At 34.2% G+C, this 21175-nt stretch carries 18 protein-coding genes and 5 tRNA genes; 1 reads left to right on the top strand and 22 read right to left on the bottom strand.

The window, feature by feature from the left end; all coding sequences use genetic code 11:
• Window positions 1–20: 20 nt before the first annotated feature.
• The 20 genes from rplA to BLW23_RS23650 form a co-directional block, all read right to left on the bottom strand.
• On the bottom strand, window positions 21–713 hold the full coding sequence (gene rplA / locus BLW23_RS07930; protein ID WP_093668708.1) for a 50S ribosomal protein L1: 693 nt from the start codon (window positions 711–713) through the stop codon (window positions 21–23).
• 19 nt (window positions 714–732) lie between these two features.
• The gene (gene rplK / locus BLW23_RS07925; RefSeq protein WP_093668707.1) at window positions 733–1170 is read right to left on the bottom strand and encodes a 50S ribosomal protein L11; all 438 of its coding nucleotides are present in this window, start codon (window positions 1168–1170) and stop codon (window positions 733–735) included.
• A gap of 67 nt (window positions 1171–1237) precedes the next feature.
• Window positions 1238–1786, bottom strand: coding sequence for a transcription termination/antitermination protein NusG (gene nusG / locus BLW23_RS07920; RefSeq protein ID WP_093668706.1), 549 nt, complete (start codon window positions 1784–1786; stop codon window positions 1238–1240).
• A 2-nt stretch (window positions 1787–1788) separates the two neighbouring features.
• On the bottom strand, window positions 1789–1980 hold the full coding sequence (gene secE, locus BLW23_RS07915) for a preprotein translocase subunit SecE (RefSeq protein WP_093668705.1): 192 nt from the start codon (window positions 1978–1980) through the stop codon (window positions 1789–1791).
• A gap of 56 nt (window positions 1981–2036) precedes the next feature.
• Window positions 2037–2109: transfer RNA gene (locus tag BLW23_RS07910), tRNA-Trp, on the bottom strand.
• Window positions 2110–2174: 65 nt separating this feature from the next.
• Entirely contained in the window at window positions 2175–3362 is a 1188-nt protein-coding gene (tuf, locus tag BLW23_RS07905) for an elongation factor Tu (RefSeq protein WP_093668704.1), read from the bottom strand.
• 74 nt (window positions 3363–3436) lie between these two features.
• Window positions 3437–3509 (bottom strand) — tRNA-Thr (locus tag BLW23_RS07900).
• A 14-nt stretch (window positions 3510–3523) separates the two neighbouring features.
• Window positions 3524–3596, bottom strand: a tRNA-Gly gene (locus BLW23_RS07895).
• Between the two features lie 17 nt (window positions 3597–3613).
• Window positions 3614–3696, bottom strand: a tRNA-Tyr gene (locus tag BLW23_RS07890).
• A gap of 33 nt (window positions 3697–3729) precedes the next feature.
• Window positions 3730–3803, bottom strand: a tRNA-Thr gene (locus tag BLW23_RS07885).
• Between the two features lie 89 nt (window positions 3804–3892).
• Entirely contained in the window at window positions 3893–4201 is a 309-nt protein-coding gene (gene hpf / locus BLW23_RS07880; protein WP_093668703.1) for a ribosome hibernation-promoting factor, HPF/YfiA family, read from the bottom strand.
• Between the two features lie 13 nt (window positions 4202–4214).
• Window positions 4215–5114, bottom strand: a complete 900-nt coding sequence (locus BLW23_RS07875) for a tyrosine-type recombinase/integrase (protein WP_093668702.1) — start codon at window positions 5112–5114, stop codon at window positions 4215–4217.
• A gap of 95 nt (window positions 5115–5209) precedes the next feature.
• Window positions 5210–5407, bottom strand: a complete 198-nt coding sequence (rpsU, locus tag BLW23_RS07870) for a 30S ribosomal protein S21 (RefSeq protein WP_093668701.1) — start codon at window positions 5405–5407, stop codon at window positions 5210–5212.
• Window positions 5408–5540: 133 nt separating this feature from the next.
• The gene (locus BLW23_RS07865) at window positions 5541–6917 is read right to left on the bottom strand and encodes an alpha-amylase (RefSeq protein WP_093668700.1); all 1377 of its coding nucleotides are present in this window, start codon (window positions 6915–6917) and stop codon (window positions 5541–5543) included.
• Window positions 6918–7062: 145 nt separating this feature from the next.
• Window positions 7063–8229, bottom strand: a complete 1167-nt coding sequence (locus tag BLW23_RS07860; RefSeq protein ID WP_093668699.1) for an acyl-CoA dehydrogenase family protein — start codon at window positions 8227–8229, stop codon at window positions 7063–7065.
• A gap of 22 nt (window positions 8230–8251) precedes the next feature.
• A complete protein-coding gene (locus BLW23_RS07855; protein WP_093668698.1) occupies window positions 8252–9139 on the bottom strand; it encodes a ComEA family DNA-binding protein in 888 nt (295 codons plus the stop codon).
• Window positions 9140–9152: 13 nt separating this feature from the next.
• Window positions 9153–10733, bottom strand: a complete 1581-nt coding sequence (locus BLW23_RS07850; protein ID WP_093668697.1) for an alanine/glycine:cation symporter family protein — start codon at window positions 10731–10733, stop codon at window positions 9153–9155.
• Window positions 10734–10829: 96 nt separating this feature from the next.
• Window positions 10830–11729 carry an SDR family oxidoreductase gene (locus BLW23_RS07845; RefSeq protein WP_093668696.1) on the bottom strand — a complete coding sequence of 300 codons (900 nt, stop codon included), beginning with the start codon at window positions 11727–11729 and terminating at the stop codon, window positions 10830–10832.
• 26 nt (window positions 11730–11755) lie between these two features.
• A complete protein-coding gene (locus tag BLW23_RS07840) occupies window positions 11756–12760 on the bottom strand; it encodes a potassium channel family protein (RefSeq protein WP_093668695.1) in 1005 nt (334 codons plus the stop codon).
• A complete protein-coding gene (locus BLW23_RS23650) occupies window positions 12757–12984 on the bottom strand; it encodes a PspC family transcriptional regulator (RefSeq protein ID WP_093668694.1) in 228 nt (75 codons plus the stop codon). The genes BLW23_RS07840 and BLW23_RS23650 overlap by 4 nt, the downstream gene beginning before the upstream one ends.
• Before the next feature lie 249 nt (window positions 12985–13233).
• On the opposite strand from BLW23_RS23650, the gene uvrA reads away from it, so the two are divergent.
• Complete coding sequence (gene uvrA / locus BLW23_RS07830) at window positions 13234–16059, top strand: excinuclease ABC subunit UvrA (protein ID WP_093668693.1); 2826 nt, start codon at window positions 13234–13236, stop codon at window positions 16057–16059.
• A 314-nt stretch (window positions 16060–16373) separates the two neighbouring features.
• On the opposite strand, the gene BLW23_RS07825 is transcribed toward uvrA, so the two are convergent.
• Together BLW23_RS07825 and BLW23_RS07820 are read right to left on the bottom strand one after the other, a co-directional pair.
• Entirely contained in the window at window positions 16374–17804 is a 1431-nt protein-coding gene (locus tag BLW23_RS07825; RefSeq protein ID WP_093668692.1) for a hypothetical protein, read from the bottom strand.
• A 33-nt stretch (window positions 17805–17837) separates the two neighbouring features.
• Window positions 17838–21029: a beta strand repeat-containing protein gene (locus BLW23_RS07820; protein ID WP_093668691.1), complete on the bottom strand. Its 3192-nt coding sequence runs from the start codon at window positions 21027–21029 to the stop codon at window positions 17838–17840.
• Window positions 21030–21175 lie beyond the last annotated feature (146 nt).

The following is a 21175-nucleotide window of genomic DNA, read 5'->3' as shown; positions in this document are numbered from 1 at the left end:
ATTAAAAAGTTTTAACTGCCTTATGATACAGATTTTTCATCTATTGCAACACTAGGGCTCATAGTAGAAGAAATAAATATACTTTTAATATATTCCCCTTTTGCTGCAGTTGGCTTTAATTTAATAAGTGTTTGAAGTAATTCATTTGCATTCTCTGCAATCTTCTCAACATCGAAAGAAGCTTTTCCGACTGACGCATGTACAATACCAGTTTTATCAACTTTAAAGTCAATTTTACCAGCCTTAACTTCTTGCACAGCCTTCGCTACATCCATAGTTACCGTACCAGTTTTTGGATTTGGCATTAAACCTCTAGGTCCTAATATACGTCCTAATGGTCCTAATTTACCCATAACACTTGGCATGGTGATGATTACATCAACATCTGTCCATCCTCCTTTTATTTTTTGCAGGTATTCATCTAAACCTACATAATCTGCTCCAGCTTCTTGAGCTTCCGCTTCCTTATCTGGAGTTACCAATGCTAAAACTTTTACATCTTTACCAGTTCCATGAGGTAGTGTTACTACTCCACGTACCATTTGATTTGCTTTACGAGGATCTACTCCCAAACGCACTGCTAAATCAATAGATGCATCAAATTTTACGTTTGTAATTTCTTTTATTAAAGCTGATGCTTCATTTAAATTATAAACTTTAGAGCTATCAATCTTAGCACGAGCTTCTTTTTGTTTTTTAGTCAATCTTGCCATTTTCTAAATCTCTTTTAGTTTATTCAGGAGCATCACCTGTTACTGTTAATCCCATAGATCGAGCTGTACCTGCGATCATTCTCATTGCAGACTCTACTTTGAAGGCATTTAAATCAACCATCTTGTCTTCCGCAATTGTTCTTACTTGATCCCAAGTAACATTCGCTACTTTATTTCTGTTAGGCTCGCCCGAACCTTTCTTAATTTTGGCCGCTTCTAATAACTGTACTGCAGCTGGTGGTGTTTTTACAACAAACTCGAATGATTTGTCTGTATAAACCGTTATCACAACAGGTAAAACCTTACCTTGTTTGTCCTGTGTACGAGCATTAAACTGCTTACAGAACTCCATGATATTAACACCGGCAGCACCTAAAGCGGGTCCAACTGGTGGCGATGGATTCGCAGCACCTCCCCTAACTTGTAGTTTTACTAACTTACTTACTTCTTTTGCCATTGTTTAAGATTTAAAGATATGTTTTAAGTGGAAGCCTAAAACACACCAAAATATATAGGTGTAACAATTATATTTTCTCTACTTGCATGTAATTTAACTCTAATGGTGTTTTTCTTCCGAAAATCTTAACCATCACCTCTAACTTACGCTTTTCTTCATTTACATTTTCAACAGTACCATCAAATCCGTTGAATGGTCCATCAATTACTTTCACAGTTTCTCCAACATTGTAAGGAATTGCGACATTTTCATCTCTAACAGATAATTCATCCACCTTACCTAACATTCTGTTTACTTCTGATTTTCTCATTGGAACAGGATCACCTCCCTTTGTTTCTCCAAGAAAACCAATAACCCCTGTAACGGCTTTAATAACGTGAGGAACCTCACCAGCAAGATTTGCTTCTACCATTACATATCCTGGAAAATAAACACGTTCTCTATTTATTTTTTTTCCATTTCTTACTTGAATAACCTTTTCAGTAGGAACTATTACTTGATCTACAAAATCAGACAACCCATGTCGAGCTATCTCAGTTTCTATATAAGTTTTCACCTTATTTTCTTGACCACCTATAGCTCTCACCACATACCACTTCATCACTGACTCTGCCATCTTTAAAACATTTGAAAGAAGTTATCTAAACCTAATTGGAAGACTTTATCAATCCCTGCAACTACTAATGCAAAAATAATTGTAAAAGCAGCCACAACAGCCGTAGACTTCTGAGCCTCTTCACGAGACACCCATGTCATGTTTGTATTTAATTCTTCGAAAGAATCTTTGATGTATTGTATAAAGTTACTCATATCTTTTTATCCTTTTAACGAGTTACAGTAAAACACCATAACTCGTTTGAGAGTTGCACGGGTTGAGAGGCTCGAACTCCCGACACCTGGTTTTGGAGACCAGTGCTCTACCAACTGAGCTAAACCCGTGTTTCATTTTAAAGGAGTCCCTCTTAAAGAGACTCCTTATTTTTTATATAGCTAATATAACTAAATTAGTCTAAAATTTCAGTTACCTGACCAGCTCCTACTGTTCTACCTCCTTCACGGATAGCGAACTGTAATCCTGTGTTTAATGCGATAGGCTGAATTAAGTCAACAGTGATTGTTAAGTTATCTCCAGGCATTACCATTTCAACTCCATCAGGAAGAACGATATTTCCAGTCACATCAGTTGTACGTACGTAAAACTGAGGACGGTAATTGTTATGGAAAGGAGTGTGACGACCACCTTCTTCTTTCTTTAAGATATACACCTCAGCTTTAAACTTAGCGTGTGGAGTTACAGAACCTGGCTTACAGATTACCATTCCTCTTTTAATATCTTCTTTATTAATACCTCTTAATAAGATACCAGCGTTATCTCCAGCTTCACCTCTATCTAAGATTTGACGGAACATTTCGATACCAGTTACTGTAGAAGTTAATTTCTCAGTACCCATACCAATAATCTCAACAGCCTCACCTGAATTGATGATACCAGTTTCAATACGACCAGTAGCAACAGTACCACGACCAGTAATAGAGAATACATCTTCAATTGGCATTAAGAAATCTTTTTCAGTATCTCTTGGTGGCTCTTCAATCCAAGTATCAACAGCAGCCATAAGCTCTAATACTGTATCAACCCATTTTTGTTCTCCATTCAAAGCACCTAAAGCTGAACCTGAAATAACAGGGCCATTATCTCCATCATACTCATAGAAAGATAACAATTCTCTTACTTCCATTTCTACTAACTCTAATAACTCTTCATCGTCAACCATATCAACTTTGTTTAAGAAAACAACGATACGTGGAATACCAACTTGACGACCTAATAAGATATGCTCACGAGTTTGTGGCATAGGACCATCAGTAGCAGCAACTACTAAGATAGCACCGTCCATTTGAGCAGCACCAGTTACCATGTTCTTTACGTAATCCGCGTGACCTGGACAGTCAACGTGAGCGTAATGACGGTTTTCAGTTGCATATTCTACGTGAGAAGAGTTAATTGTAATACCTCTTTCTTTTTCTTCTGGAGCGTTATCAATTTGATCAAAAGCACTTGCTTCAGAATATCCTGCATCAGCTAATACTTTAGTTATTGCAGCAGTTAAAGTAGTCTTACCGTGATCAACGTGACCGATAGTACCAACATTTAAGTGTGGTTTCGAACGATCATAAGTTCCTTTTGCCATGATTATTAATTTTAATTCTTAGTTAAATATATTTAGTGTTACTTTAAAACCTATTGTTTCATAAACTCTAAAAGAGCCAATGACGGGATTTGAACCCGTGACCTCATCCCTACCAAGGATGCGCTCTACCAACTGAGCTACACCGGCCTAAAAAAATTTTGAGCGGGAGACCGGGTTCGAACCGGCGACATTCAGCTTGGAAGGCTGACGCTCTACCAACTGAGCTACTCCCGCTTAAAAAAAAATCATTGTGGGGAGAGCAGGATTCGAACCTGCGAAGTCGTAAGACAACGGAGTTACAGTCCGTCCCATTTGGCCGCTCTGGAATCTCCCCATAATTAAACAATATTTTAATGATCTTTTCTTGAGCCGATAGAGGGACTCGAACCCACGACCTGCTGATTACAAATCAGCTGCTCTAGCCAGCTGAGCTATATCGGCTTTTCCTGTATAAAAAACAGTCCGCTATTTCTAACGGACTGCAAATGTAAAAGTATTTTTTAATTTTTAAAAACTTTTTTCATTATTTTTTACAAAGCTATTGTTACTCTCGCTTTCTCTTTTGACTTTTGAAGCTGCCTTTTGAGTGATTCAACACCTACACTCACCCCTTCCTCAAAGGACTTACATTGTTTTTTCACCATTAATTCATTACCCGGAATATTTATTTTTACCTCAGTAATTTTATTTTCTTTTTCGCTAGTCTTTTGAACTTTCAAATACACTTCGACATCAACAATCTTATCATGGAACTTTTCCAATCCTCCTACTTTTTTTTCAATGTAGTCTAACAACTTTTTATCTGCTGTAAAGTTAACCGATTGAGTGAATACCTTCATAATCTTCCAATTTTTAATTCAACTCTCTAGGGTGAGTTTTATTATACACTTGTTTTAATTTTTCCAAGCTACTATGCGTATAGACTTGGGTAGAGGCTAAACTTGAATGCCCTAGCAATTCTTTAACCGAATATAAAGACGCTCCCTTATTAAGTAGATGGGTAGCGAATGCATGCCTAAGGATATGCGGACTTTTCTTAACCTTAGTGGACACCCCCCTAAAGTACGAATTTATTATTCGATAGACAAGAGTTTCATATATTTTAACACCCTTTTTTGTAAGTAGCAAGTAATCATTATCTTCTACTTTATTGAGCTTATTTTTCTCTCCTTGATAACTCCTTATAGTATCAATAACAAACGGTAACAAGACCACAAATCGCTCTTTATTTCTCTTCCCCAGAACTTTTAACAACCTTTCTTCAAAATTAATATCACTCACTTTAATATTAATCAATTCCGCTCGTCTTATTCCAGTTGAATATAACAACTCCACAATCAACCTATCCCTTACTCCTTCAAAATCATCTTTTACCTTTAAAAGATCAATAACTTCACCAACTTCTTTTTCAGTAAAAGGAACACTTATCTTCTTTTGTATTTTTAATGATTGATGTTTTGCTAAAGGACTTACTTTTATTTCACCAATTTTCTGAAGAAAATTATAACATGTTTTTAAGGAACTAATTTTTCTATTAACACTTCTATTCACCAAACCTTCGTCAACCAATAACACGATCCAACTTCTTATTTGATTGTAATGAATTTCTTTAATATCCTCTTGACCAAATTCCTTCCTACAGTAATTCGCAAAATCATATAAATCTTTACGGTAAGCCAACACTGTGTGTTTAGAATACTTTTTTTCGTATTCCAAATACTCTAAAAACTTATTAACTAAATTTACACTCATAATAAGAATTGGGTTTAGTTCAAATTTACTAAATATATAACAACAAAAAACCCACATTTAATAATGCGGGTTGATTTCTTAATTGGAAGTATTTCTTAACCTACTTCTTCAGCTGTTCTTAATCCTTGAACGTAAGTAGCTTTAATCTTTTGAGCTCTATTTTCTACTGAAGGTTTCGTAAACTGCTTTCTATTACGTAGTTCTCTGATTGTTTTTGTACGATCAAATTTACGTTTATAACGCTTTAACGCTCTATCGATATTCTCTCCTTCTTTTACTGGAATGATTAACATATATTGGCACCTCCCTTCAATGTAGTCTCTTTATACTGTTTAGGCAACTGATCCTTAGAACAATTACTCGATATTTTTATTTTTCGGACTGCAAAGATATAGAGAGTTTTTAAACTAGCAACTTTTTTTTATTTTATTTTGGAGCCCATACAGTATAACTTTTCGGAGGAACCTGTATTTTAACCCACTTCCCTCCTTGGGTAACTGGCTGCCAATTGGAATGCCCTGTATAATCCTTAATTCTTGTATTTGACCAATTGGTTTGAATCCATCTTTCTTGCCAATGATTAGCATTGTTTATGTATACAACTAACCCTGCACTATTATATCCATTCCTCCTTGCCACGTATTCATCATTATCAGTATACAAAATGGTTGTATCACCTCCTGCTAGATTATTATGAATCCATATTAAGTTATTTAACCTTTCTTTATTCAACCATTCTTCATAATCGCTATAAAAGATAGTCGGATACCCTTCATGTGTTAAAATATATGCATACGCTAGCATTTTACCATGATGAATTTCATCTGTATCATGATTCGCTACAAAAGTAACAGCCTTAGCTGCATTTCTTTTCCAAAGCATATCATCATTCAATCTATTTAAATTATTTCCTTTAAAAGCATCTCTCATTCGATAATAACAGGCAAAATCAAAGGCACTTACCTCAGCCTGTCCAGACCACCAATCTAATGTACCTGCATTACCATCCCAATATTCTCCCACAGAAAAACCACCTACTGCATTCTTCCACTCTCTTACTACCCAAGGTTCGAAGCCTTTTACATAATCAAATCGCCATCCATCAAAACCTATTACATTTTTATAATACTTAGCTACAGAGTTCGAATTTTTCCATAACTCATTTTGAACTCTAATTTGACTATGTGACAAATCGGGAAAACCACCAAAAACACCAGCATCACTGCTATAATTGTGATTTGGATGAAAATCGTTATAATCACGTATAAACCTTCCTGACTTCGGAACAAATTTTGTCCAATTTGGTTGACCATTGACTGGGTTTACCTCACTTTGTCCACCACTATTATGATTTAATACAATATCAGCTATTACACTCAACTTTTCATTATGCGCTTCTGATATCAAAGATTTAAGTTCTTTTTCTGAACCAAAACGAGTTTCAATACTTCCCATTTGATTAAACTTTCCAAAATCAAAATAGTCAAATGGGTCGTACCCCATCGAAAAAGGTCCATTTTGAGCTTTCGTTGCTGGAGGCAACCAAATAGCATCAATTCCAGCATTACTCCAATCTTTAACTTTTCCTCTTACTGTGTTCCACCAATTTCCACCCGGCGGAACATCCCAATAAAAAGCTTGCATCATCACACCCGTTCCAATTGGCTTTAGCCCTGTTCTGGAGGCATCTTTAGTTTCAATTTCAACAGCTGTCTGTAATTGCTGGATTTCTTGCTCATTAGAACAAGCTAAGAAGATAAGTACTGGTATAATGAACCAACACTTCTTTAGAAGGATTTTCATGATAATTTGTTTTAATTTCTCTCAAATTATGCATTGAAAATCATTTTACGAAATCGGTATCGTTACGAAAACGATTTCGTGTTGAAAAGTTATTCTATAATAAGGAAATAACAAAAAAACCGCTCTTAATTGAGCGGTTTCTATTTTATGTAGCTGGTTTATATTCTTTCTTATCTATAACCATTTTTGCTATAATCTCTTTTAAAATCTCAGAAGTTCCACCTCCTATAGGCCCTAATCGACTATCTCGTAAGAGTCTTGCCATTGGATAATCTTCCATATAGCCATACCCTCCCAATAACTGAAGTGCATCGTAAATAACATCATCGGCCATTTTGGTTGAAAGCAATTTACTCATACTTGCCTCTTTTACAACATAGTTACCATCGTTGAGTCTTTTTGCAATAGAGTAATTATATTCTCTACACATATCAACTCTACTCGCCATTTCAGCAACTTTATGACGTAATGCTTGGAATTCATTTAAATGTTTTCCGAAAGCTTGGCGTTCACTCATATACTGTATTGCGTAATCAACCGCATATTCTGCTCTTGCATGGGCGTTAACTCCCATAATAAGTCTTTCTAACGCAAAATGCTGCATAATATAAGAAAACCCTAGACCTTCAGCTCCCATAAGATTTTCTTTAGGTACTACAACATTATCAAAGGCTATTTCTCCAGTGTCTGAAGCTCTCCAACCTAATTTATCTAATTTGGTTGCCGAAACTCCTTCTGCTTCTCTGTCTATTAAAAAAATGCTAATTCCTTTATGCTTTCCTTCAGGGTTCGTCTTAGCTGCAATAACCAAATAATCAGAATAAACTCCGTTCGTTATAAATGTTTTTGATCCATTTATAACATAGTTGTCTCCATCTTTTATAGCAGTAGTTCTCATTCCGGCAACATCACTTCCTCCAAATGGTTCAGAAATACATAAACATCCTATTTTATCACCATCAATACTTGGTGTTAAATATTCTTTCTTAATTCTTTCATCTCCTTCTTCTTTCAAATGTGTCATTGCTAAATAAGCATGAGCCCACATATTTGCCGCAAAACCACCTGAATTTATTTTTTGTAATTCTTCTAGAAATATAACCGTATAAAAAAGATCGAGTCCTAATCCTCCATATTCTTCAGGCTGATTCAATCCAAAATAGCCCATCTCTCCAAATTTCTTCCAGATAAACCTTTCTACTGCACCTTCTTTCTCCCATTTATCAATATGAGGAACAACCTCTTTTTGCAAAAAGTCTTTAAAACTTTGACGAAAAGATTCATGCTCTTCAGTAAAGTACATAGTATTCATTGATTCTTAAATTAGTTGTTGTTTATTTTGCTAACAAATATAAGACTATTCTATCGTATTTTTTTAAAGGAAAGTTTGTTATCTTTTTTAATTCTTCAATATCCTGAATTTCTGCAACTTCTTCTTTATAGTCAAATATTCGCTTACATAAATCATAATCAATATACGGGAGTTTCAACACCTCTTTAAAGCTCGCTGTGTTCACATTCAGTTTTTTGATATTCGGCTTGCTTAATATTTGAAAATACTTTAAAAGCTCGTCTATATCATTTTCATTTACACCCCATACTTCATTAAGCTGTGTCTTGTAGGTATACCCTTTGAGCTTCCTTCTATATTTAATTATTCTTGCCGCTAAACTTTGATTCATCCCTAACGTTTCAATCAATTCTGATTCCGATATTTTATTGATATCTCGTATTTCAATGATCTTCTTTCTTTTGTTACTTGAGGAAACTACAATAGATGTTTTTATTGTATTACTTTTCTTTTTATTCACCCAATCTGGAAATTTAAAATAGGGTGATATTACTACCAACAAACTATCAGAAACTTTGGTAACCTTTTGAAAATCTTCTTTCGAATTCACAAACTTATTTTTCTTTCTAAATTCATGGAGTCGATCAATTTCAAGAACAGACATCCCCAATTGATATCCTTTATGATCTGATATATAATTAGGATTAAATGGAAATATTTTATGGGTAGGTTTTGCTTTTTTTAAATTCTTTAAACTATCAAGCTTCTCGTTTAACTGTTTAAAAGCCTCTTCATTATTGTTTTCCGACTGATTAACTGAAAAATCGAAGTAGGTATATACAAACTGGAGAAACACAATAATTAATACCAAAAGAAAAGCCCCATTTCTTAAATGCTTATCAAATAAGAAATGGGGCTTTAAATTTTTCATTTATATTTTTTTTTTACGTCTTTATAACTCCTATAGCTTTCAAATATCTACTTAACTCCTCTCTAACTTTAGGGAAAAGGAAAAATAATCCAATTACATTGGGAACGGCCATAGCAAAAATCATTGCGTCTGAAAAATCGGTAACTGCACCTAAACTTGCTGCTGAACCTATGATTACGAATAAGCAGAATAATACTTTATAAACATAATCAGATACTTTTGAACGTCCAAATAAGAACATCCAACCTTGTAAACCATAATAAGACCAAGATAACATTGTTGAAAAAGCAAATAACACAACCGCTATCGTTAAAACATATGGGAACCAAGGAAGCACCGATGCGAACGCTTTAGACGTTGCTAATACCCCATCTGGAGATTTTACACCATAAGTCATGATATCTCCACTTCCGTTTGTAATAATAATTACTAAGGCTGTCATCGTACAAACCACAACAGTATCGATAAATGGCTCTAATAAAGCAACTAATCCTTCAGATGCTGCATATTTTGTTTTCACTGCAGAATGCGCTATTGCAGCTGAACCAACTCCTGCTTCATTTGAAAATGCTGCTCTTTGAAAACCAACAATCAACACACCTAGTATACCTCCTGATATACCTTCAGCATTAAATGCTCCATCTATAATTTGACTAAATGCATTTCCTATTTGAGAAAAATTGGCCACTAAAATAATAATCGCAGCTAAGAAATAAATTCCTACCATAAATGGCACAATTTTTTCGGTTATATTTCCAATTCTTTTAATCCCTCCAATAATAACAATAGCTACCAAAACTGACATCACAACACCAAATACTAATGCTGTTGACAAATCATTTGATCCTATCATACTTCCAAATTGTTGAGCTGCTTGATTAGCTTGAAACATGTTTCCTCCACCGAAAGAACCACCTACAACCATAATAGCGAATATTACAGCTAATACTTTACCTAATCCACTTTTGCCGACATCTTTTAATCCTTTTCTAAGATAATACATCGGACCTCCATAAATCGTTCCATCTTCACCCACATCGCGGTATTTTACTCCCAATGTACATTCAACGAATTTCGAAGACATTCCTAATAGACCTGCAACAATCATCCAAAACGTAGCTCCCGGACCTCCTAAAGATAGGGCAACCGCTACACCAGCTATATTACCTAAACCAACAGTACCAGATAAAGCTGCCGTTAACGCTTGAAAATGGGTCACCTCTCCTTCATTACCTTCTACTCTAATTGTTTCAATAGCATCTCCTCCTGGAGTAGGATCTCCTGCCATAACTCCGGAAGTAGCATGATCAACATCATCATATTTTCCTCTTACGATATTAATAGAAGTTGGAAATAACCTAATATTTACAAATTTGAAAATAATAGTAAAAATTAACCCAGCAAGAAGTAACATAATAATTACTAAAGGCATTTCAACTCCTCCTCCAAGCTTTACTGGATAAAAAACAATACTTCCCCAGGCATCTGCTACGGGTTTAAAACCTTCATTTATTCTTTCTGCTAGTCCTTTTTCTTGTGCAAATGTTAACATTGGAATCATTAACAATAAAAAAGACATTAGTTTTTTCCTCATAATATGTATGTATGTGATTAGTTTTTTAGATTTAGTGGGTTGCAATATCTTAAAAAATTGAAGTTCCCCCAACTTTTCTTAGTTAAAAGTGTTTTTTTAAGTTATTATTTGTTTAAAATTTTGAAGATCTTCTTTAAATTTTCTAAGTTCTATTCCTAGTTCTTTTTTGGTTTTATTAAGATCAAATCCTGTTTTTTCAGGTCGTTGAGCTCGTTGATTCAATTCTTTCGAAGCTATTGGGGATATCAATCCTTTGTTTAAATTAAAAGCTTCAGCAATTTGAATAGCTATATCATATACGCTTAAAAGTTCAGTAGATGAGATATTATAAATTCCATATTTTCTTTTATCAATTGCTAACTTACATGCTTCACTTAATGTTTTTACATAAGTAGGCATTCTATACTGGTCATTTACCACATTAATTAGATTACCTGCCTCCAGTGATTCTTTTACCCAAAGTACAATATTGCTCCTCGACATATCGAACACCTTTCCATAAACTAAAATGGTACGCAAAATAGTGTGATCGACTCCAGAGTTGATTAATTTATCTTCCGCCTTTAATTTTGAAAGTCCATAATAACTAACTGGATTCGGTATATCTGTTTCTTTATAATACCCTTTTTTTCCATCAAAAATAAAATCGGTAGACAGATGAATAATATGAACATCATTATCATTAGAAAACTCAATTAAACTTTCAACTACCTCTACATTTAAAATATGACACTCGTCTTTCTTTTCTTCACATTGATCAACCTGCGTCATTGCTGCCGTATTTATTATAACGTCGGGCTTTATTTCATTTAATTCTTTTATTAATTTTTTTTTATCCGTCAGATCAATAGATACGTATTGAAAATCATCTCTTCCACTTCTGTTTTTTCCTCTGGAAAAACCAACAACTTCGTATGCATCCTTTTCATCTAGCAATAAAGCCAGTAAACTCTGACCTAATAAACCGTTACTTCCAGTAACAATAACTTTCTTCATTCAATTATAAATTTTATGATTTCCTTTTAAAACAACTCTCGTAATTTACTAATCTGTTCTGGTCGCCCTAGAACAATAAGATTGGAATCTGTTATTAGTTTTACCGATACATCTGGATTAATTGTATACTCTTTTTCAGGAGACCTATACCCTATTACGGTACAGCCTGTTTTTTTTCGTAAATCAAGATCCAATATTGTTTTTCCAAGATATTCTGATGGCAATTCATTAACAGAAACCTCTTCTAAATTTGCCGTGGTATCTCCTTCAATTGTTAACCTATCAACAAACTCAATTACATCTGGTGTTACAACCAGCAGAGCCATGTGAGCTCCTCCTAATTTGTCTGGCATAATAACGTTATCCGCTCCGGCTATTTTCAACTTGCTGTAAGAACTTTCTTTAGAGGCTCTACTAATAATTTTACATTTTTTATTTAACTGCCTAGCAGAAAGAACAACAAATAAGTTATCCGCATCAGAAGGTAATACAGTTACTAAACTACTCGCCTTCATTATACCAGCTTTGATGAGTGTCTCATCGGTTGTAGCATTTCCTTCTACATTTAATATTCCTTCGACATCTAACTCCTGAATTAGCTCTTTATTCTTTTCAATCATTACTACTTTTTGCTTGTAGCTTCTTAACTTTGACACAGCTTGTTTACCGTTTCTACCAAAACCACAAACAATAGTATGCCCTTGTAATTCTTCTATTTTTTTTTGCACTTTTTTTACTTTTAATTGATGAAAAAATTGGCCGCTAATTAAATATTCAGAAAACGATGATACTGCATAACCAAAAATAAACAAGCTAGAGAGTATTAAACCTATCGTAAAAATTTTCTCTTCTGGTCCGAAAGGATGTACTTCTCCGAAACCAATAGTTGTAATAGTTATGACAGTCATGTATAAAGCATCTATAAAGGAATACCCAAAAAGTATAGCATACCCTCCTATTCCAACACTTAAAATTAGTGTAGAGAAAATAATTGCTTTATATAAACGAGATTTAAATATTGTATTTATCATAAATCAAAAACTGAAGATCTTTTCGTATATACCATGTCTTTCAATCGCAGGAGAAAAGCCATTGTTAAGTATAAACCAAAAGAAAGCCCGATGGTCACAAAAGATATATAAATAAAAAACAACCTAACATTTACAGCCCTAATTCCTAATCTATCAGCCAATCGTGATGATACATAAAAACCGTTTCTTTCGAAAAAATAACGTACAGAATGAATAAATGTCATTTTTTTATTTTCAATTTAAACAATATAAACGATAAAGATATTACAATTACAGAAATTAGTAATGATTGAAAAGAATAAATTACTTCTTTGATCAGAGTTATTGATGACTTAGGCAGCAAAAAGAATTAGAATTTAGCTCGGTTATACTCTGAATTTCAAAACTCAAGCAATCTTAATTTTATGTATAACTCACTAGTTAAAAATACATAAGTATTCCGTAAATTTGCTTTTTTCCGTAAACAACTGAATTTGAAAGAGCAAGAATACATTGAAATTTATGGGGCTCGTGCCCACAATTTGAAAAATATCGATTTAAAAATTCCTCGTGAAAAACTAGTTGTTATCACTGGTTTAAGTGGAAGTGGGAAATCTTCTTTAGCTTTTGATACTATTTATGCCGAAGGTCAACGACGATATATTGAAACATTTTCTGCTTATGCTCGTCAGTTTTTAGGAGGTCTCGAGCGCCCAGATGTAGATAAAATCGATGGCTTATCACCAGTTATCTCTATAGAACAGAAAACCACAAACAAAAGTCCCAGATCAACGGTTGGAACTATTACCGAGATTTACGACTTTCTCCGTTTACTTTTTTCTCGTGCTTCTGATGCTTATTCATACAACACTGGCGAAAAAATGGTTAGCTATTCGGATGAACAAATTAAAGAACTCATCCTAAAAGATTTCGATAGTAAACGTATTGCCGTTCTTGCTCCTTTAATAAAATCTAGAAAAGGTCATTATAGAGAATTGTTCGAACAAATAGCCAAACAAGGATTTGTAAGAGTTCGTGTAGATGGCGAAATTCGAGAAATAGAGAAAGGAATGAAGCTTGATCGATACAAAACCCACGATATTGAAGTGGTAATTGATCGATTGGTTATTAATAAAGGGTCTGAGAAACGATTGGATGAAACCATTAAAACTGCTTTATATACAGGAAACAATATTTTAATGGTTATTGATGTTGATGATGTAAAACCTCGATATTTTAGTAGAGAACTCATGTGCCCTACTACTGGTATTGCTTACCCAAATCCAGAACCAAATACATTTTCATTCAATTCTCCTAAAGGAGCCTGTGATCACTGTAATGGTCTTGGTACAACTAATGAAATAAACTTAGCAAAGGTTATTCCCGATGATAGTATTTCTATAAAAAGCGGAGGGATTATTCCTCTTGGTGAACAAAAAAATAGTTGGATTTTTAAACAACTACAAACAATTGCCGAACGCTATAATTTTAGGCTATCTGACCCCATTTCAAACATTCCAAAAGAAGCTTTAAATGTTATTCTTAGCGGAGGTAAGGAAACATTTTCAGTTCAATCAAAAACGGCAGGTGTTACTCGAAAATATGAAATAGATTTTGAAGGAATTATTGCCTTCATTCAAAACCAATATAAAAATTCTGATAGCTCTTCAATTAAAAGATGGGCTAAAGGCTTTATGGACGAAGTTTCTTGCTCTGTTTGCGATGGTAAGCGTTTGAAAAAAGAAGCGCTCCATTTTAAGGTTGATGATAAAAACATCAGTCAATTAGCTCAAATGGATGTCACTGAACTTTTCAATTGGTTTAAAAACATTGAGCCTAAACTTTCTGAAAAACAATTAAAAATTGCTTCTGAAATTTTAAAAGAAATACGAACAAGAATTCAGTTTTTACTTGACGTAGGACTTGATTATTTAACTCTTGACAGAACTTCTAAATCTCTTTCTGGAGGAGAAGCACAGCGAATTAGATTGGCTACTCAAATTGGGTCTCAATTGGTAGGAGTGTTGTATATTTTGGATGAACCTAGTATTGGTTTACATCAACGTGACAATGAAAAGTTGATTAACTCATTAGTAAAACTAAGAGATGTTGGAAACTCTGTCTTAGTAGTTGAACATGATGAAGACATGATCAAACATGCCGATTTTGTTTTAGATATTGGCCCAGGAGCTGGAAAGCATGGAGGTGAAATTGTGAGCGAAGGCACTTTTGATGATTTAAAATCACACAATACCCTTACTGCTGACTATTTATCAAAAAGAAAACAAATAGAAATCCCTAAAAAAAGACGAGAGGGGAATGGGAATTATATTAAATTAAAAGGTGCTACTGGAAATAACTTAAAAAATGTTTCTATTGAATTTCCTTTAGGAAAAATGATTTGTGTTACTGGAGTTTCTGGTAGTGGAAAATCTACCTTAATCAATGGAACTCTCTACCCAATTCTAAATGCTCATATATATCGCGGAGTAAAGAAACCAATGCCTTATAAAAGCATTGAAGGATTAGAGCACATTGACAAAGTTATCGATATCGATCAGTCTCCAATAGGTAGAACTCCAAGATCTAACCCCGCAACTTATACTGGCGTTTTTAGTGAAATTAGAAGTTTATTTGCCAAAACACCCGAAGCATCAATAAGAGGTTATAAACCTGGTCGATTTAGTTTCAATGTAAAAGGAGGTCGTTGTGAAACTTGCCAAGGAGGAGGAGTTAGAGTTATTGAAATGAACTTTTTACCAGATGTTCATGTTGAATGTGAAACCTGTCAAGGAAAGCGTTTTAATCGTGAAACCTTAGAAATTAGATATAAAGGAAAGTCTATTTCTGATGTATTAGAAATGACAATAAATGATGCTACAGATTTCTTTGAGCACATTCCAAAAATATATAGAAAATTAAAAACGATTAAAGATGTAGGGTTAGGTTATATTACACTCGGACAACAATCGACCACCCTATCAGGAGGAGAAGCACAGCGCATTAAATTAGCAAGCGAACTTTCGAAAAAAGATACTGGAAATACATTTTACATCCTTGACGAACCTACAACTGGATTACATTTTGAAGATATTAGAGTACTCATGGAGGTATTAAACAAACTAACTGATAAAGGAAATACTGTCCTTATTATAGAACACAATCTTGATGTAATTAAATTAGCTGACCATATTATTGATGTCGGGTTAGAAGGTGGAAAAGGTGGAGGAAAAATACTAGTTTCAGGTACTCCCGAAGAAATCATAAAACACAAAAAAAGTTATACAGCTAAATTTTTAAAAAAGGAATTAAAAAAATAGTCTCTTAGAAAGCGAATGCTTTTTTAAACTGGTGATAACAAAAAAAAGATCTGAAAGTAAATGATACTTTTCAGATCTTTTTTGTCCAATAAATTATGAGCTGTATTTTTTACCTAGAAGATTTATCTTATCAACAAAACCAACATTTCTACAACTGGAAAACCCTGTTCATTACAAACACTTTCCTTTAATTTAAAACTCAACAAAATCACTAACTTTTAAGTAGAAAAAAGGGTGTAATTTTCATCACACCCGCTGGTTAAAACAAAATATATTTGGAATTAAATATACATGATCAGTTTTAGGTTAGTATTTTAATCGTCATCTTCTTTGTCTTTTTCAGGGCTTGACTCTGTAGCTGTATATCGAATAACATCTTGGTCATTATCATTTCCTGTAAATTGTTGTCCTCCTGAATCTGCTTTAATAGTTACCTTTAAAGGAACTTCCCCAGCAGAATTCGAAGGGGAAACAAAAATTGCTTTTATCCCAATCTTTGAAATTGTATTCCCAGGAAAGATCCCTCCATTACCTGTATATCTAAACTTATGCAAGCCTCTCTCCAACACATAAGACCAATCCGAATTATCTAGAGTTTGCCCATTTAACGTATTCAATCCGGCATTAAAACTAAACTGAAAACGATCGCTGTCAGAAATCCTCAATTCAACGGGGTTAATCCCGTTCGAATTTTCACCATTTGCCTCTCCTACAAAAACTACAAAATCTATTCTTCCCTTACTCCCAACTACTTGAGTCTTGCTAGTAAAAAGTGTGGGAAAGTAATCTGGCAATATTGTTTTTAGCAGAGCAAAAGTAAACGGACCATCTCCTGAAGGTTTAATTTTTATTGAAGAATTCGCTGCATCAATTGTTATTATTTCTTCTTGAATCCATTTTTCTCCATCCCACCTAGCCACTGTTATTCTATCGAGAAAATCAGAAGTCAAAATTGAAGACGGTGTTGTAGTTGTATTCCAATAAAAAGTTAAATCAGGCAACGTACTCCCGTTGAAATCATCAACCTCCCAATATTCTTGATTATCAATAATTTCAATTCTATCTTCTTTTAAATTTGTGTTATACGAACTCCCTGGGTTTTCCCATAGATATTGAGCATCCACAACCGAAGAGTTATTCGATGGAGCCTCCATTTTAAGTTTTCTGTATACATAATTTGCAGACCTATTGTCACCAATAGGAAATACAAATTCTTGATTTCCTTTTTTACGAACCTTATCAGTTACAAAACTCTCTTGAGAAACATTTGATACATCTGCCGATTCATCAAAAATCATTAATCCGTTTGTTGAGTAGCTAATAATCCCATCTGAGAAATCAGCATTACCTCTAATAGTGATGTTTTTTTCTATTAAAAATGGGGCCTTTTCACTTGAGTTATCAAAAAGAACATTACTAAATAATGAAGTCCCTGAACCTGCCAATTTTTGAGGTATTTGACCTTTAAAATTAAACACTGAAGCTTGAGTTTCAAATAAGATTTCTCCTTCATTGCTAAGATCATTATAAACGAACATTTCTCCGTTGTTTATAAAACTTCCTGTTGAACTTACTAATAATTCATCATAGGTAGCAGAAACACCTTCATTCCTGCTTTCATCTGACATTATATTTTTCTGAGCACTAATCTCATGACAAATAAACACCATAAATAGCAAAAAAGAAATGATATGTTTCATTCTAATGTTTAAATTTTCGAATTTTATTCTTAATCTATCTTCCATATAGAAATTAATTTTAATCAAATTATATTACTATTATTTTGAAGACTTTTTAATCAATTTAGAAAGTTGTTCTATGCGATCATTCATTTGAGTCATTTCTGAATCTAACTTTTTATTTAGCTCCTTATTTCCCTCTTTTAATGATTTAATAGTTTTATTCAACTCAATAATATGAAGGTATAACTCCTCTACTTTTTCTAAACTCTGAACCGAGATTTCAGTTAAATCGATTCCTTCTTTTACCCCACTATAAGGTGTTACTCCAGGAAGATGGTGATTTTCTTTAGCAAACTTCTCTACCTCCTCTAAGCTTGGAAATTTATAAGTATCGTTTAACGATGATCTCCCATCATAATATTGATCAAAAACGTAATCTGGATATGTCTTAGTATCTGATCTAAAAGAAGTAGCTTTTACTTCGCCCTCAACAATCAATTTATATTTAGGATTCGAGTTGTTCCCTCCGATACAAAGATTTTGGTTTACATCGTTAAAAACCATAAATGGTTTACCTACTCCTTGTTTTCTAATTACAAAATCGTTCGAATCTGTTCCTCCTAAATTATTATCAACATACATTCTCCAAACAACTATTCCATCCCTATCAAAAAACAAGTTCGGCTGATCAGATTTTATTCTCATATTACCGTCTTCAACCGTCAACTTTGACTGAGGATTCGAAGTACCAATTCCTACATCTCCATTAGGTTTAAAGGTAACTTTATCTCCATTATTGTAAAGTCTCAAGTCGGCACTATTACGCCCTAAAAACCAATCGTTAGCACCTGCCTCAAACCAAGTACCTGCATCAGAACCATCAAGTTTTGCTCTACCCCTCACATGAAGTTTAAACGAAGGAGCTCCACCAATACCTACATTTCCAGATCTTGAAATACTGCTAGTTCTATCCTCCCCCGTAACTCCCCAAGCATCACCATCAGCTATTGAGTTTTTTATACTTGCCCAAGTCTGTTTTCTCAAAGTCCCGTCACTTTCTGTAACTACAGCTAAAGTAGAACTTGAAACATTTGGTAAGCTGGCTATATTTACTCTACCACCTTTGAATAAGTGATTTCCTTGTTCTGAAACATATTGCATATTGTTATTATCATTCCCAATATAACCTTCTCTTGCTCCACTCCCAGCAGCAAACTCAATATATCCAACATTTGCTATTTTTTTCTTAGCCATTTGTAACGTTGTAGTTGCCGTATGATTTCCTAAATTATCTTTTAAAGAATTAAGATTTACAGAGTTCCCTCTATTAATTGACAAGGTTGTTCCTGAAAAAGATAAGGTTTGATTATCACTACCTCCCTGACCTCCAACAGCAGACATCGCTAACTTTCTAACATTTCCATTTCCATCAACGGTTAAAACCTGATCTGACGTGGTTCCTCCAGCAATTGACCGAATTCTTGCGTTACCATTGACATCCAATTTAGCGGAAGGAGAAGTTACTCCAATACCGAAACTACCTGCCGAGGTCATGGTCATTTTTTCAGCATTGGCTACTCTAAATCCTATTTTTTCGCCTGTTTGTGCATTCAATAACGTTTGCCCTGAATTATTTTGAATTAATGCATATCCAGTAGTTGTAGCCTGATTTTTATTTGCTAAACCTAGCCACGTTCCTCCATGACCTACTTGACCAACTTCCACTCCATTTATTAAGGTATTACTGCCTGCTCCCTGAATTTCTTGCCCATTCATCCATAATCTTGTTGTTGCATTATGGTTTCCTAAATCATCTTTTAATCCTGACAAATTCACATTATTACCCTCTGATATAGCTAGATTAGTCCCTGAAAAGCTTAAGGTTTGATCATCTGTATCTCCCTTTGCACCTACCTCCTCAGCTGTGATTTTTCTTATATTTCCGTTAGCATCTACAGTTAGCACTTGATCATTATCAGTTCCCGTAGCAATTGCTCTTATTCTTGCATTTCCATTTACATCTAAAGTTGCTGTAGGACTCTCATTAAGTATTCCTACTCTTTGAGTTCCATTGGTCTGACCCAATAAATACAATAATTTTGTATCAGCGTTTTCTGTCTTCCTACCTACTTGAAACCCTAAATACCTGTTCCCTGAGTTTGACCCCGTCGAAACATCTCCAGCACTAATACGAGCAAGGTTTCCAGATTGAACTGAAGAAGCCGTTTGGAAATTAATTCCATAATCGTTTCCTCTATTTCCCCAACCATTTCCATCTCCTCCAGAAAGAACATTTATAATATTGGAACCTTTTGTATTTCTAATCTGAATATTTCCTCCACTGAAATAGTGATCTGCTCCGTTCTCTGAGTTGTATTGTAAATTGATATTGTTGTATCCAATATACCCTAATCTCGTATTATCAGCTTTTCTAACTTCAAGATATCCTGTGTTATTTGCTCCGCCTTGTCTAATAGATGACCTACCTTCATTCGTCCCACCAGCAGTAATTGCATTACCATCCGTAATACTCTGACCACTCATATCAAGTGTTTGGGTAGCTGTATGATTTCCTAGATCATCTAACAAACCACTTAAGCTAACTGTATTCCCATCTTGAATGGCAAGGTTTGTACCTGAAATCGAAAGTGTTTGATCATCAGTATCCAATGCAGAAAGAGAAACACTATTTCCTCCTTCAATACTTAAACTGTTTCCTGACAATGTTAAATTCTGATCATCTGTATTGATTCCTGATAAGTTTACACTGTTCCCTTCTGAAATACTTAAACTGTTTCCAGAAATAGTCAATGTTTGATCATCAGTATCTAAAGTAGACAGGGAAACACTGTTCCCTCCTTCAATACTTAAACTGTTTCCAGATAATGTTAAATTCTGATTATCGGTATTGATTCCTGAAAGATTCACCGTATTTCCATTTGAAATACCTAAAGTTCCTCCTGAAAAAGATAATTGTTGATTGTCTGTTCCACTTAAAGCAACCCATCGGTTTTTATCCCAATAATAATACCCTGGAACAACATCAGTCGCTGTAGTCGTATTATACACCAATAAACTTTCCTTTGATCCTACAGATAGATTACTGATTGTTGTTACATCATTCGTTCCAGTTAATTGAACTCTTGGAAGCAACACTCCTTTATTTGAAGACACAACGTCTAACTGTGCTGCATTATCTACCTCCGATGCGCCAACAACAAATTGACCATGAATGTTTTGAAAATTAAAAGCAATTACAAAAACAAAAAAAGTAATTCTTTTTACCATACCCCTTAAAATTTTTAATTTTAGTTTTCACTAATTAAGTAGTTTCGTAGGTATAAATATTCTGAAATCGCTCTAAGAAGTCTCTCTTAATTTTATATAGTCCCCTTACAACCCCGTATACACCTCGTACTACTATTTGTACTTAT

Source organism: Tenacibaculum sp. MAR_2009_124 (assembly GCF_900105455.1).
Taxonomy (GTDB): domain Bacteria; phylum Bacteroidota; class Bacteroidia; order Flavobacteriales; family Flavobacteriaceae; genus Polaribacter.
This window is presented reverse-complemented; position numbering and strand designations above follow the sequence as displayed.

Excerpts from the sequence above, each read along its gene's own strand:
- rplA (WP_093668708.1), bottom strand. The coding sequence starts at position 713 with ATGGCAAGATTGACTAAAAAACAAAAAGAAGCTCGTGCTAAGATTGAT.
- rplK (WP_093668707.1), bottom strand. The coding sequence starts at position 1,170 with ATGGCAAAAGAAGTAAGTAAGTTAGTAAAACTACAAGTTAGGGGAGGT.
- nusG (WP_093668706.1), bottom strand. The coding sequence starts at position 1,786 with ATGGCAGAGTCAGTGATGAAGTGGTATGTGGTGAGAGCTATAGGTGGT.
- secE (WP_093668705.1), bottom strand. The coding sequence starts at position 1,980 with ATGAGTAACTTTATACAATACATCAAAGATTCTTTCGAAGAATTAAAT.
- tuf (WP_093668704.1), bottom strand. The coding sequence starts at position 3,362 with ATGGCAAAAGGAACTTATGATCGTTCGAAACCACACTTAAATGTTGGT.
- hpf (WP_093668703.1), bottom strand. The coding sequence starts at position 4,201 with ATGAAGGTATTCACTCAATCGGTTAACTTTACAGCAGATAAAAAGTTG.
- BLW23_RS07875 (WP_093668702.1), bottom strand. The coding sequence starts at position 5,114 with ATGAGTGTAAATTTAGTTAATAAGTTTTTAGAGTATTTGGAATACGAA.
- rpsU (WP_093668701.1), bottom strand. The coding sequence starts at position 5,407 with ATGTTAATCATTCCAGTAAAAGAAGGAGAGAATATCGATAGAGCGTTA.
- BLW23_RS07865 (WP_093668700.1), bottom strand. The coding sequence starts at position 6,917 with ATGAAAATCCTTCTAAAGAAGTGTTGGTTCATTATACCAGTACTTATC.
- BLW23_RS07860 (WP_093668699.1), bottom strand. The coding sequence starts at position 8,229 with ATGAATACTATGTACTTTACTGAAGAGCATGAATCTTTTCGTCAAAGT.
- BLW23_RS07855 (WP_093668698.1), bottom strand. The coding sequence starts at position 9,139 with ATGAAAAATTTAAAGCCCCATTTCTTATTTGATAAGCATTTAAGAAAT.
- BLW23_RS07850 (WP_093668697.1), bottom strand. The coding sequence starts at position 10,733 with ATGAGGAAAAAACTAATGTCTTTTTTATTGTTAATGATTCCAATGTTA.
- BLW23_RS07845 (WP_093668696.1), bottom strand. The coding sequence starts at position 11,729 with ATGAAGAAAGTTATTGTTACTGGAAGTAACGGTTTATTAGGTCAGAGT.
- BLW23_RS07840 (WP_093668695.1), bottom strand. The coding sequence starts at position 12,760 with ATGATAAATACAATATTTAAATCTCGTTTATATAAAGCAATTATTTTC.
- BLW23_RS23650 (WP_093668694.1), bottom strand. The coding sequence starts at position 12,984 with ATGACATTTATTCATTCTGTACGTTATTTTTTCGAAAGAAACGGTTTT.
- BLW23_RS07825 (WP_093668692.1), bottom strand. The coding sequence starts at position 17,804 with ATGGAAGATAGATTAAGAATAAAATTCGAAAATTTAAACATTAGAATG.
- BLW23_RS07820 (WP_093668691.1), bottom strand. The coding sequence starts at position 21,029 with ATGGTAAAAAGAATTACTTTTTTTGTTTTTGTAATTGCTTTTAATTTT.